Here is a 13,566-nt window from a genome sequence, read left to right as displayed (position 1 = left end):
ATAACCCCGGCCAATGAAGGCCAGGGTTATAAAACTAAAAAATTCTGGTATTGAGGTTTGGTTATTTTAAAAACAACAACTCTCTGAATTTAGGCAGAGGCCATACACTGTCGTCTACGATCTGCTCTAATTTATCTGTATGGTAGCGGATGGTATCAAAGTATGATTTTACTTTCTCATCGTAAGCAATTGCTTTTTCACGGCTTTCGTCAATTGTATTTACTTTTTTACGTTGCTCAAGCATGGCATCAATGCTGGTTTTAACCACATTTAAGTGCTCAGACAATTTATTGATGATCGCCAACGGCGTTGCCAATGCATCACCTGAAAGGCCAAGGTCTTTTAATCCTTTGGCGTTTTCAATTAAAGTATTCTGGTAAGCAATAGCAGCAGGGATAATCATGCTGTTCGTTACTTCACCCATTACCCTGGCTTCGATCTGAAGTTTTTTGTAATAGCTTTCTAACAGGATCTCATGACGTGCATGTAATTCGCGTGGGCTGAATATGTTTAATTTACCAAATAGCTCGGTAGATTTTTCACTCACGTAGGCATCTAAAGCTTTAGGTGTAGTTTTGATGTTGGATAAACCACGTTTTTCTGCCTCTGCAGCCCACTCATCGCTGTATCCATTACCTTCAAAACGAATGTCTTTAGATTCTTTGATGTACCTTTTCAATACGGTCAGTAAAGCAACGTCTTTTTTCTCTCCTTTTTTGATCAGTTTGTCAACTTCAACTTTAAATTTAACCAGTTGATCAGCAACGATAGCATTTAATACCGTCATTGGCGCCGACGAGTTTTCAGAAGAACCTACTGCCCTTAATTCAAATTTATTTCCAGTGAAGGCAAAAGGTGAAGTACGGTTACGGTCGGTAGAATCAAAAGAGATCTGAGGGATTTTAGGGATACCTAACCATAAAGAATCCTCATTTTTTACTTTCTTAATGATGCTTCTTGAAGATTCGATTTCATCCAGTACATCTGCCAGTTGAGAGCCAAGGAAGATAGAAATGATTGCCGGAGGTGCTTCGTTTGCCCCTAAACGGTGATCGTTGCTTACAGAAGCAATAGAAGCCCTTAGCAGGTCGGCATGCTCATGTACCGCTTTGATGGTGTTCACGAAGAACGTTAAGAACATCAGGTTGTTTTTAGGCGTTTTACCTGGTGACAGCAAGTTTTTGCCAGTATCGGTAATTAACGACCAGTTGTTGTGTTTACCTGATCCGTTGATGCCTGCATAAGGTTTTTCATGTAAAAGCACTTTAAAATTGTGTCTTAAAGCAACTTTTTCCATTAAGTCCATCAACAATTGGTTGTGGTCAATAGCAAGGTTGATTTCCTCATAAATAGGTGCACACTCAAATTGAGAAGGAGCAACCTCATTGTGACGGGTTTTCAAAGGAATACCCAGTTTTAAGGCTTCGTTTTCAAAGTCGACCATGTAGGTGAACACACGCTCAGGAATAGACCCGAAGTAATGGTCTTCTAATTGCTGTCCTTTGGCCGACATGTGTCCGAATAGCGTACGGCCGGTTAAAGCCAAATCCGGACGGGCATTGTATAATGCAAGGTCAACCAGGAAATACTCCTGCTCGATACCCAATGATGCATTTACTTTAGTGATGCTTTTATCGAAATACTGACAAACATCAACAGCCGCTTTATCCATAGCAGAAAGTGCTTTTAACAAAGGAGCTTTATAATCTAAGGCTTCGCCGGTGTAGGCAACAAATACGGTAGGAATACAAAGCGTTTTACCTGCTTTGCTTTCCATAATGAAAGCCGGAGAAGAAGGGTCCCATGCAGTATAACCGCGCGCTTCAAAAGTGTTGCGGATACCACCATTAGGGAAACTTGAAGCATCTGGCTCTTGCTGAACCAGTGCACTACCTGCAAATACCTCAATTGCACCATCGCTGCTTGGCTCAAAAAATGAGTCGTGTTTTTCAGCTGTAGTACCTGTTAGTGGTTGGAACCAGTGGGTGTAATGTGTAGCACCTTTGCTCATTGCCCAGCTTTTCATGGCTGTTGCAATGTGATTGGCATCTTCATGGTTAATTAACTCACCCTGTTCAATTGAGGAAATAAGTTTCTGAAATACTTCTTTTGATAAGTAGTCTTTCATCTTTTTCTTATCAAAAACATTTACGCCGAAAAAATCAGAAATTTTATCCGAAGGAGACTTTACTTCTGGTGAAACTCTTGTTTGCGCCTCTTTTAATGCAATTGTTCTTAAGCTTTTCATTTATTTGTTTAAAGTTTGGTCAAAAATAAGTTTTTTATTGAATATTTTCAATAAATTGTTTGTAAAAATACAAATGTAGATAAGTATTCAAAGAATTATTTGAATTTTGAGGTTTTTTTCTGACAAATTGATGTGAATTTAACAAAAAATCACTTCTTGTTCTGCATCTCCCTGATCATCTTGTAGGATAGATAGCCGAGAATGCCAATTAATGCCGTAAGCGCTGCCCATATCCAAGCCTTACTGTTGAAAAAAGTTGTTGCCTTTTTTACTTCAGCCTTGTTTTGGCTAAAGTTCCCAACTTTAATAAAAGGCACTCCATTGCTGATGCTATCGTTAAAATAACTCAGGTCGTACCTTGGGAAACTCATATCCTGAGCTCCGGTTTTAAGGATATAGGTTTTATCTTTTTCAAGATAAGCAGTTAAATGCATATTTTGCTGATAAGCTTCAATTTTTTTTACAGTCAGCGGTAAATTATCCTCATTTTCTATGATCAGGTACAAGGTTTTATATCTGTTTGCACCTTTTAGCTCAATTATTGTTGGTTTTCCTGATAAAATAATAAAGCTGTCCATCAGCTGATAAGGATCTTGATTCCCTTTCTGCCTGATGTCGCCGTTTTTTTTGGCCAGCCAGGCTTCCCGTCTGTAAAATTTGAAGCCATCAACGGTTAACCTTAATTTATCTATCTGATAAGCTTTATCAAAATTAATTTCAACAACAGATTGTTTGCTGGTCTTTATTTCCCTTGTTTTAAATACAGTGTAAGGTATCAGGCTGTAATGGCTGATATTTAGCCTGCCTATGGTATCTGTACTATCTGTGCCTTTTCTCAGCAGCCAGGCAATCTCTTTATCTTTCTCATATATCCTGATGTCTGCCAGATCAGTACTGGCCGTTTTTGAGACCAGTTCAGGGCTTAACCCAATATTGTAAAAGCCGCTGCTGTCAACTTTTTGAAGCGGGGCCCGCCATTTAAAATTCTGGCCCATGCCGCTCAGGCTGTAACCCAGCAGAAAAATCAGCACATAAGCCTTACAATTCATCATGCGTTTCGTCTTTATCGGCAATATCTGTTGCAGCTGGTGTCTCGGTATCGCTGGCCAGCAGCAGGTTTTTTAACCGCTGGTACATAAATGAAATTACCAGCAGCAATATCCCCAGTGAGATAAAGGCAGCAATTTTCCCGCCTTCAGATAGGCCTCTCAGATCAAAAATGAATAATTTGAGTAAAGTGAGGGCCAGGAGGGTGATGGAAATGATCCTGATGTTCTTTGATTTCCACTTCATACCTATATATATACATAGCAAGGCAAAACATCCCCATAAAATGGCAAAACCTGTTTTATGCGAATTATCGAGTATGGCAGCTATAGATCTGCTTTTTGTGTATTGCGACATCACCAGTAAATGGTCCAGCTCTGCACTGGCCACATACAGGATCATAAAAGCCGAGAACCATTGAAATGCAACCATACCTGCAACAGCGCCAATACGTTTTTCTGTCTTATACAAGCTGTAAATGGTGCAGCCAATTAATACTACCATCAGGTAATGGAAAAGGTAATTGTTTAAACTGCCCGTTTTTTCCAGATAACTGTTCCTTAAAGCTATGGTTTCCGGATTGAAGAGCAGGATATAGCAGAACAGGCAAACTGCCGCCAATGTACCTACAACAAATTTAAATTCCTCAGTTTCTGCATTGCGTATCGCTACCAATAAAATACAAAGAAAAAGGTAACTGTAGCAGGCCAGCGCAAGTATCCTGATCAGAGGAAAATAATTGCAGGCCTGCTGGTTTAACTCAAGGGCAATAACCAGGTATCCAATTACAATAGCAGCGATGGCAAGGATGGTCCTGGAAGTTTTTACTTCCCTGAACAATATGGACTTGATTTCCGATCTTAACAGGCCCGAATACAATGTCAGTGCGATAACTACCACTAAGCCTGTAATAAAACCTTTGTTTATAAGAATGGGCAGGCGGTTGCTGGTGTTGTAAATACTGCTGCCATAAACCTGCTGCCAGTCCATCACCAAACTGATGGCCATTAGTACCAGTACAATAACTGAGGATTGTTTGATCAGTGTGATGCCCGATTTTTGCGAAAGCCAGAGCAGCAATACACTCTCGGCAGCCCAGAACAGTGTAATCTGGTTGCCTTTTAGTTGTACGGGTGCGGCCAGGCTAATAAAAGTGAGCACCAGGCCGATCAGTAAATAGATCAGGTTCCTGTCTATCTTATCATTTTTGTACAGGGCATAAGCAAAAGCTAAATTTACTACACCTATCAATGCTGTAAACAAGCCACGGTAATCGCCCCCGCCAAGATGGCTTAAAATCAGCATCCCAGCCGTATAATATAAAAAGGTGTTGCTCAGCAGAATACCAATTTCAAGGGCATTGAACTCTGTTTTTTCTTTAATGTTATTGATGATGTTCATGATCAGGAACACCAGGTAAAACAGCGATGCGAAAATAAGGGCACCTGCATAAGGTATAACTTTGCTATCATTTTCCAGCACTTTGCTCAGCAGCCATCCGCCAAATAAAATTAAGGTAAACAGGTAACAGACGATATTGATAACAGGCCATTTTTTATAATAGGCCAGCACCAGCATGCCAATATTTAAGGTCAGGATATAAGTAAAGAGTACAATGTAGTTCCCTTCACCGGTACTTACCATAAAAGGGGCACCAAAGCCACCCAGTATGGCAAACAGGGCCAGCTCTTTCCGGTTATAGCTGATGGCAAGTAAAACGGTGAAACCAGTAATCAGGATGGTGAGGATGAAAGCCATTGTCTGACTAAACAGCTGGTATTGATGAAAGCCGATTGTTACGGTAAAATAAAGGATAGCTATACCACCGCCAACCAATACGGAGCTGAAAGTGCTGAATGATTTACGCAGCTTATGTGCAAGTGCAATTAAAATACCCCCGCAAACGAAGCCAATACTGGTCCGGCCAATCTCGTTGATCCAGTCTTTATCTATGGCATATTTAAGGAAGAAGCCCATACCCAATACCAGGATCACTATACCTATTTTATTGAACAGGTTTTCTCCTATAAATTTCTCCAGGTCGGGGTTCCGTTCACTGAAAGAGGGTTTTTTAACCGGTGGTGGTACGAAAGGAGGGATGCCTGACCTTGGTTGTACCGGGGCAGTAATGGCCGCAACAGGTTCAGTTTTAGGTTCGGGTTTAGCAGTTGCTATCTCTTCTGGAACAGTGGCTGCCGGTTCTGGCACAATCTGCTGTTCCGGCTCTGGTATAACGACAGCTTCGGGCTTAAATACATCTTTCGGTGCATAAGGTGTAAAAGGCTTAAAAGGCTCCTGTAATATATCCGGCTTCTCTTTTTCTGGTTTGGTCTCAGTTTTTATCTCCTGAAACCCGGTTTTTTCCAGCTGTTTGGATAGCTGTTCAATTTTAAGGTATAGAAAATCCAGTTTTTCCGTTAAGCTCTTCTTTAATTGCAGTACAGTGATCAGCAGAATAATAACGACAATAAAAATAACCGTTTCTAAAAACATAGAGGGCAGATGTTTGGTTCGGGCTTAAAGATAATAAAAAAGTAATGCAGATGTTGGACTACCTTTCTGTTACATCACCTGAGCCAAGCACTGTTTTTTGAATTTCCGGGTTTCCACTATAATATACATGGCCCGATCCGCTGATCACCGCTTTTATTTTGCCATTGGTATTTACATTTATACTGCCCTTACCGCTAATGCGTGCAGAAAGTTCATTTACTGTAAGTACTTTGCCGCCAAAACTACCCGCGCCACTCAAGGTAACACTGGCCTGTTCTGCTTTGCCGCTGATGTTTGCCGCTCCGGAGCCACTCACAACCCCTGTAATTTTATCGGCTTCTACATTTGCCTGTATAAAGCCAGATCCGCTAAGGGTTGCTGCAAATTCTGTAGCTGTAACCGTTCCTGATACCGTAATGCTGCCATCTCCACTCATTGTCAGACTGCTAAGCTGACGTGCAGTAACATATGCAACGATCTTTTTATTTTCATATTTCCTTGCCCAGCTTACCCAACTGGTTTGGGGCCTGATCACAAGTTTATCACCCTTTACTTCGCTAACCAGGGTAGAGATGGCTTCCTTGTCGCCCTCAAACCTGAGGCTTTCTGTATTGCCAAATTTAACCACAACCTGAATGGGGCCGCCAGCGATAATGCCGTTAAAGTTTTTTACCGTCCTTTCATCTGAAGCGGCTGCAGCTGCTTTTTGCACAACAGGTATAACGGGGTGTGATTTAACGCTGGCCGAAAACAACAGGGCTGCAAATAGTATTGGAAGTATAGGTTTCATGAGTATAAGACGTTGGATTTCACAATTTGTTGCACGGTATTAACAAAATGATCAGGGCCTAAGGCCTTCAATCCATTTCCTGGCATTCACAAAAGCTTCCATCCATGGTGATACCTCGTCTTTACGGCCCTGAGGATAATTTGCCCAGTGCCACTGGAATAAGGAACGCTCAATATGTGGCATCATTACCAGGTGGCGGCCCGTCTCATCACACAGCATAGCTGTGTTGTAATCTGAACCATTCGGGCTGGCGGGGTAGCTTTCATAAGCATATTTAGCTACAATGCGGTATTTATCTTCTGCATAAGGCAACTGGAAACGTCCTTCACCATGTGAAACCCAAACCCCCAGCGTGCTTCCCGCAAGGGTAGACAGCATAACCGAATTGTTCTCGGCCACTGTTAGCGATGTAAATATACTTTCGTGTTTATGGCTTTCATTGTGTAGCATTTTTGGCTTTTCAGCATGGTCTTTATTGATCAGGCCCAGTTCTACAAAGAGCTGACAACCGTTACAAACACCTACAGATAGGGTATCCGGACGGTTAAAGAAATTTTCGAGCGCCACCCTGGCTTTTTCATTATACATAAAAGCACCAGCCCAGCCTTTGGCTGATCCTAAAACGTCAGAGTTAGAGAAACCGCCAACGGCACCAATAAACTGAATGTCTTCCAGTGTTTCGCGGCCTGTAATCAGGTCGGTCATGTGCACATCCTTTACATCAAAACCGGCAAGGTACATGGCATTCGCCAGTTCACGCTCGGAGTTACTTCCCTTTTCGCGGATAATGGCTGCTTTTGGCCTTGGTTTTGAAGCATCAATAACCGGTTTTTTGCCGTCAAAATGCGCAGGGAAATTATATTTCAATACCTGGTGTTTGTAATTGTCAAAACGCTCTTTAGCTTTAACCGGCCCGCTTTGTTTTTTATCCAGCAGGTAAGAGGTTTTGAACCATACGTCACGCAGCTGGTCAACATCAAAGTTTAAGCTTTCAGCCGAACCATTTTTAATGGTCAGCGTTGCTGCAGTGCTCAGCTCGCCAATTTTATGCAAGGCAATGCCATTTGCGGCAAAGCTGGCTTCAACAGTGGCATCAGCCTGGAACACTATACCAATATTTTCTGCAAAAAGCAGTTTTATGATGTCCTGCTCACCCAGGGCCGAAAGATCGAGGCTGGCCCCCAGGTCGCGATCGGCAAAGCACATTTCCAGTAAAGTAGTGATCAAACCACCACTGCCTATATCGTGGCCGGCCTGTATTTTACCTTCCTTTATCAGTTGCTGAAGGATATCAAATGTCTTTTTAAAGGTTGCTGCGTCTTTCACATCAGGTGTTTCATTGCCAATCCTGTTCAGGATCTGCGCAAATGACGATCCGCCCAGTTTATAGGTATCATTGGAAAGGTTGATGTAATAAATGGCACCGCCATTTTTTTGCAGTACAGGTTCTACCACCCGGGTAATGTCGTTACAGTTACCCGCTGCCGAAATGATCACCGTTCCTGGGGCAATAACGTCACCGTCTTTATACTTCTGCTTCATAGACAGGGAATCTTTACCCGTAGGGATATTGATACCCAGGCTGATGGCAAAATCAGAGCAGGCTTTTACCGCTTCGTATAACCTGGCGTCTTCACCTTCATTTTTACAGGCCCACATCCAGTTGGCCGAAAGCGAAACACTTTTCAACCCGTCCTTTAAAGGTGCCCATACAATATTTGAAAGAGATTCTGCAATGGCGATACGGCTTCCTGCACCTGCATCGATCAACGCAGACAAAGGGGCATGTCCTACAGATGTTGCAATACCTTCTTTTCCCTGAAAATCCAAAGCCATTACCCCGCAGTTGTTCAGCGGCAATTGCAGTGGGCCGGCACATTGCTGTTTGGCTACACGGCCACCCACACAACGGTCTACCTTATTGGTCAGCCAGTCTTTGCAGGCCACTGCTTCCAGTTGCAATACCTGTTCCAAATAGGTATTTAGCTGTGCAGCGTCATAAGTAACAGGCAGGTATTTCCTGTCTATCGTTTTATCTTCCATCACCACCTTTGGCGAGCTGCCAAACATATCCTTCAGCTCCAGGTCCATCGGTTTTACACCGGTAGAGGCCGATTCAAAAGTAAAACGATGATCGCCGGTAACCGTACCTACGGTATACATCGGCGAACGCTCACGGTCGGCAATTTTTTGCAAAGTATTGATGTGCTCCTGTCCGATAACCAGGCCCATACGTTCCTGAGATTCGTTGCCGATGATCTCTTTGGCCGAAAGGGTAGGGTCGCCCACAGGCAGTTTATCCAGGTCTATCTTTCCGCCTGTTTCTTCAACCAGTTCAGATAAGCAGTTTAAGTGGCCACCCGCACCATGGTCATGTATAGATATAATGTTGTTCTGATCGCTTTCTACCATACCGCGTACGGCATTGGCAGCTCTTTTCTGCATTTCAGGGTTTGAACGCTGAACGGCATTTAATTCAATTCCTGTACCCAGTGCGCCGGTATCAGCCGAGGATACAGCCGCACCGCCCATCCCGATCCTGTAATTTTCTCCGCCAAGGATCACAATTTTATCACCTTCAGCAGGCTTGTGTTTCTGTGCCTGACTGGCCTTGCCATAGCCTACGCCACCGGCAAGCATAATCACTTTGTCGAAACCTAGCTTGCGGTTATTTTCTTCATGTTCAAAAGTAAGTACCGAGCCGGTAATGAGCGGCTGGCCAAATTTATTCCCAAAATCGGTAGCCCCGTTAGAAGCCTTGATCAGGATATCCATTGGTGTCTGGTACAGCCATTGCCTTTCTTCCACGCCCTTTTCCCAGGGGCGGTTTTCTTCCAGTCTGGATAAGGCCGTCATGTAAACTGCGGTACCGGCAAGGGGCAAAGAGCCCTGTCCACCTGCCAGCCTGTCCCTGATCTCGCCACCCGATCCGGTAGCGGCACCATTAAAAGGTTCAACAGTAGTGGGGAAGTTATGGGTCTCAGCTTTTACGGAAATTACCGATTCAAAATCGCTTAGTGTATAATAATCTGGTTCATCGGCGCGTTTAGGTGCAAACTGCTGCACCTTAGGGCCTTTAATAAAGGCTACATTGTCTTTATAGGCCGATACAATATCATTGGGGTTTTCTTCTGAAGTTTTGCGGATCAGTTTAAAAAGTGAAATGGGCTGTTCAATCCCATCGATTACAAATTTGCCGTTAAAAATTTTATGGCGGCAATGTTCTGAGTTGACCTGCGAGAAGCCAAATACTTCTGAATCGGTAAGTTCCCTGCCCAGTCGGCCCGAGAGTTCGTTTAAATAAGCTATCTCTTCATCACTTAAGGAAAGTCCTTCCTGCTTGTTGTAAGCAGCAATATCGCTGATTTGCAGGATAGGCTCGGGTTTAATGTGAATGGTATAAATGTCCTGGTCCAGTTTGCTGTATTTCTGGGACAGCATGGGGTCATAATCAGAAAAATTCTCTTCTACCTGCTGAAATTCCTCGATACGGATAATTCCATGGATGTCCATATTCTGGGTAATTTCTACTGCATTGGTACTCCAGGGGGTAACCATTGCTGCGCGAGGCCCAACAAAAAAGTCATTTAATGTAGTTTCCTGTTGTAGTTTTGCGCCGCCAAACAGCCATTCTAGTTTTGTAATATCTGTAGTGCTCAGGTTTCGTTCTATTTGTAAGGCGAAAACCGTTTTGGATTGGCTTGAGAAGAAATAGATCATGCTTTTTTTTTGAAGATGCAAATTTAGCGTTAAAATTTTAAAAGCGCTATTATAGTGTACAATAAATTCATGTACAAAATGCAATAAAATCAAAGCAGGAACAGGTTGTTGTCAGGTACTTCCGCTGGTATGGTTGGTAACAGATTTTGTAATTAATAATAAATTAATAATATATCATTAGAATTTAATAAGGAGTATACAGGAATTTGTCCCTGTTAAGTCCCTGTTATCCCCCTGTTTTTTCCCTGTCGGTTCCCTGTAAATTATAAATAAACTATAAGGGAGTTCCCAATTTGGATGCTGTCAGACTTTAATTATTTAATTTTTAATTAAGTGTTGTTTTGTAAACAGAATAGGTTCAAAAACGGTACCAATATACTAATCTGGGATTTCTGTTATCTTTGTTGTCTGTACAAAAAATACATCTTTTAAAACCGCCCAGCTGTAAATGAAGAATGCTTTTAGATTTAAACAATTTGAAATTGACCAGACGGGTTGTGCCATGCGGATCAATACAGATGGGGTTTTACTTGGGGCGGTTGCCGGAAAAAATGAAGCGGCAAATATACTGGATATAGGAACAGGTACAGGGGTTATCGCCCTGATGCTGGCCCAACGCTTTCCAAACGCTTTGGTAGATGCGGTGGAAATTGATGAGCAGGCTGCGCTTACTGCTACAAAAAATGCTTTAAATGCTCCCTTTTCCGGAAGGCTAAAGGTATTGCATTCGGCTATTGAAGATTATTTGCCAGAAAAATATTACGATTTAATTGTTTCCAATCCACCATATTTTGTGAACGATCTTAAAAATCCTGAACACAGAAAAGGGGTAGCCAGGCATACCGATGCCCATTTTTTTGAGCAGTTGCTGGAGCGTGTGGCTGCTATGCTGAGCAGGGACGGCAGGTTTTGGTTTATATTGCCACTAAAACAGGCTCAAAATATCGTAGACATGGCCAAGTTTTACGGGTTGGGTATGGCCGTTGTGCTGCACATACATTCTGATGAAAATAAACCTGAGATCAGACAGATTGTCTGTCTTGATTATTCCGGACAGCCTGCACATCATCATAATTTATACATTTATGCCGGGAAGGGGCTTTATACCGACGCATATAAAGTATTGTTAAAAGATTTTTTTCTGGCATTTTAAAACAGACAAATGAAGAAAATAGGACTGATTTCTGATACGCATGGCTTTTTGGATGATGCGGTTTTTAAACACTTTGACGAATGTGACGAGATTTGGCATGCCGGGGATTTTGGACCGGGTGTGGCGGAGCGACTTGCAGCCTTTAAGCCTTTGAAAGGTGTTTATGGCAATATTGACGACAAAGAGATCCGCGCTGTCTACCCCGAGCACCTCCGTTTTAACTGTGAAAAGGTGGATGTATGGATGACGCATATTGGTGGATATCCGGGTAGGTACTCGCCGCTGGTAAAACCTGAAATTTACACTAAGCCTCCAATGCTTTTTATTTCCGGTCATTCGCATATTTTAAAAGTGATGTACGACAAAAAGATAAACTGTTTGCATATAAATCCCGGTGCAGCCGGAAATTCTGGCTGGCACCGAATAAAAACTTTAATTAGATTTTGTATTTCAGAAGAAAAAATACATACCTTAGTCGCCATAGAAATAGGTAATAGATAACGTATAAAATACACTAAGTATATGTCGGGCATAAAAACACTAGGACAATTTATTATTGAAAAACAGTCTGATTTTCCTTATGCAAAAGGAGAACTCTCCAGGTTGCTCAGAGATATCGGTATAGCTGCTAAAATTGTAAACAGAGAGGTGAACAAAGCCGGTTTGGTTGACATTCTTGGTGATGCGGGCACAGTAAATATACAGGGAGAGGGACAGCAAAAGCTGGATGTATTTGCCAATACGCAATTTATAAGTGCATTGACAAGTGGGGGTGAATGTTGTATTGTGGCTACTGAAGAGGAAGATGAATTTGTACCTATTGATTCTCCGGTGTCTAAAAATGCCAAATATATTGTATGTATCGATCCGCTGGATGGCTCATCAAATATAGATGTGAATGTTGCTGTTGGAACTATTTTTTCAATCTATAGGCGTAAATCTGTAGATGGGGTGGCTACGCTTCAGGATGTATTGCAGAAAGGTACGCAGCAGGTTGCTGCGGGCTATGTAATTTACGGTTCCTCTACCATGATGGTTTATACTACAGGAAAAGGAGTGAACGGTTTTACTTTGGATCCGTCCATTGGCGAGTTTTGCTTGTCTCATCCCAATATGAAAATACCGGAAAACGGGACCATCTATTCCATTAATGAGGGTAATTATGTCCACTTTCCGGAAGGGGTAAAAAAATACATTAAATATGCACAGGTTGAAGATAAATTGACCAGCAGACCATACACTTCCAGGTATATTGGTTCTATGGTGGGCGACATCCACCGGAACCTGATCAAGGGAGGGATTTACATTTATCCTACTACTTCAAGCTCTCCGAATGGGAAACTGAGGTTATTGTATGAGTGTAATCCAATGGCTTTTATTGTAGAGCAGGCCGGGGGGGTAGCCTCTGATGGCTTTAACAGGATACTGGATATTGAACCTACTGAACTGCACCAGCGTACTTCTATCTTTATTGGTTCTCCTGCAATGGTTAAAGTTGCAGAGGACCTGATGGTTGAGTTTTCATCTGAAAAAAACAATACTATGGTTAATGGCAGTGCTGTTAATGGAAAACTGCAGGAACTGGGGGTTGTGAGGGGTATTGATTAAATAAGGTTCGGCTGACCCGATTTAAAGCAATGATGCACTGTTTTTTTCTGCTTCAAATGGGCCGTCGATAGCCAATGCTGCCCTGTTTTTTGAGGCTGCAACGGCCAGCTGGTCACATCTTTCATTTTCAGGGTGGTTGTTATGCCCTTTTATCCATACAAATTTAACGTGGTGCAGTTTATAGCTATTTAAGAACTGCATCCAGAGGTCTTTGTTCTTTTTTCCTTTAAAGCCTGTTTTTACCCAGCCAAATACCCATTTTTTTTCTACAGAATCGATTACATATTTAGAATCAGAAAATACAGTTACTTCTTGTCCGGGTGTTTTTAATGCATTTAAACCTACAATAACAGCCATCAGTTCCATTCTGTTATTGGTGGTTAAACGGAAGCCTGCACTCAGTTCCTTATAGTGGTTACCTGAGCGTAAAATCACACCGTATCCACCTGGTCCGGGATTTCCGCTGGCCGCTCCGTCTGTATAAATTTCTATCATAACTTGAGCAAA

General features: G+C 42.3%; 9 protein-coding genes. 3 read left to right on the top strand and 6 right to left on the bottom strand.

Annotated features, from left to right (window positions below; translation table 11 throughout):
* Positions 1-61: 61 nt before the first annotated feature.
* From PHEP_RS14765 to purL, 5 genes are all read right to left on the bottom strand, one after another.
* A complete protein-coding gene (locus tag PHEP_RS14765) occupies positions 62-2,248 on the bottom strand; it encodes a glutamine synthetase III family protein (protein ID WP_015808785.1) in 2,187 nt (728 codons plus the stop codon).
* 149 nt (positions 2,249-2,397) lie between these two features.
* On the bottom strand, positions 2,398-3,300 hold the full coding sequence (locus tag PHEP_RS14760) for a hypothetical protein (protein WP_143715757.1): 903 nt from the start codon (positions 3,298-3,300) through the stop codon (positions 2,398-2,400).
* A complete protein-coding gene (locus PHEP_RS14755) occupies positions 3,287-5,788 on the bottom strand; it encodes a DUF2339 domain-containing protein (protein ID WP_015808783.1) in 2,502 nt (833 codons plus the stop codon). The genes PHEP_RS14760 and PHEP_RS14755 overlap by 14 nt, the downstream gene beginning before the upstream one ends.
* A 58-nt stretch (positions 5,789-5,846) precedes the next feature.
* Positions 5,847-6,578 carry a head GIN domain-containing protein gene (locus tag PHEP_RS14750; protein WP_015808782.1) on the bottom strand — a complete coding sequence of 244 codons (732 nt, stop codon included), beginning with the start codon at positions 6,576-6,578 and terminating at the stop codon, positions 5,847-5,849.
* A 51-nt stretch (positions 6,579-6,629) separates the two neighbouring features.
* Positions 6,630-10,361: a phosphoribosylformylglycinamidine synthase gene (purL, locus tag PHEP_RS14745; RefSeq protein WP_262495147.1), complete on the bottom strand. Its 3,732-nt coding sequence runs from the start codon at positions 10,359-10,361 to the stop codon at positions 6,630-6,632.
* Positions 10,362-10,746: 385 nt separating this feature from the next.
* On the opposite strand from purL, the gene PHEP_RS14740 reads away from it, so the two are divergent.
* From PHEP_RS14740 to fbp, 3 genes are read left to right on the top strand one after another with little or no spacing between them, the layout of a single operon-like run.
* The gene (locus PHEP_RS14740; protein ID WP_015808780.1) at positions 10,747-11,451 is read left to right on the top strand and encodes a tRNA1(Val) (adenine(37)-N6)-methyltransferase; all 705 of its coding nucleotides are present in this window, start codon (positions 10,747-10,749) and stop codon (positions 11,449-11,451) included.
* Positions 11,452-11,460: 9 nt separating this feature from the next.
* Positions 11,461-11,952: a metallophosphoesterase family protein gene (locus PHEP_RS14735; RefSeq protein WP_015808779.1), complete on the top strand. Its 492-nt coding sequence runs from the start codon at positions 11,461-11,463 to the stop codon at positions 11,950-11,952.
* 21 nt (positions 11,953-11,973) lie between these two features.
* A complete protein-coding gene (gene fbp, locus PHEP_RS14730; RefSeq protein WP_015808778.1) occupies positions 11,974-13,059 on the top strand; it encodes a class 1 fructose-bisphosphatase in 1,086 nt (361 codons plus the stop codon).
* A gap of 21 nt (positions 13,060-13,080) precedes the next feature.
* Here fbp and rnhA read toward each other — a convergent pair whose 3' ends face one another.
* Positions 13,081-13,554 carry a ribonuclease HI gene (gene rnhA, locus PHEP_RS14725; protein WP_015808777.1) on the bottom strand — a complete coding sequence of 158 codons (474 nt, stop codon included), beginning with the start codon at positions 13,552-13,554 and terminating at the stop codon, positions 13,081-13,083.
* Between the last annotated feature and the right edge of the window lie 12 nt (positions 13,555-13,566).

It is taken from the genome of Pedobacter heparinus DSM 2366 (genome assembly GCF_000023825.1).
In the GTDB taxonomy this organism is placed as follows: Bacteria; Bacteroidota; Bacteroidia; order Sphingobacteriales; family Sphingobacteriaceae; genus Pedobacter; species Pedobacter heparinus.
The sequence above is the reverse complement of the archived record's forward strand: the minus strand, read 5'-3'. Positions and strand labels throughout refer to the sequence as shown.

Bases quoted from the DNA above. Each gene is read 5' to 3' on its own strand.
- PHEP_RS14765 (WP_015808785.1), bottom strand. From the start codon at position 2,248: ATGAAAAGCTTAAGAACAATTGCATTAAAAGAGGCGCAAACAAGAGTT.
- rnhA (WP_015808777.1), bottom strand. From the start codon at position 13,554: ATGATAGAAATTTATACAGACGGAGCGGCCAGCGGAAATCCCGGACCA.
- PHEP_RS14750 (WP_015808782.1), bottom strand. From the start codon at position 6,578: ATGAAACCTATACTTCCAATACTATTTGCAGCCCTGTTGTTTTCGGCC.
- PHEP_RS14735 (WP_015808779.1), top strand. From the start codon at position 11,461: ATGAAGAAAATAGGACTGATTTCTGATACGCATGGCTTTTTGGATGAT.
- PHEP_RS14760 (WP_143715757.1), bottom strand. From the start codon at position 3,300: ATGATGAATTGTAAGGCTTATGTGCTGATTTTTCTGCTGGGTTACAGC.
- PHEP_RS14740 (WP_015808780.1), top strand. From the start codon at position 10,747: ATGAAGAATGCTTTTAGATTTAAACAATTTGAAATTGACCAGACGGGT.
- PHEP_RS14755 (WP_015808783.1), bottom strand. From the start codon at position 5,788: ATGTTTTTAGAAACGGTTATTTTTATTGTCGTTATTATTCTGCTGATC.
- fbp (WP_015808778.1), top strand. From the start codon at position 11,974: ATGTCGGGCATAAAAACACTAGGACAATTTATTATTGAAAAACAGTCT.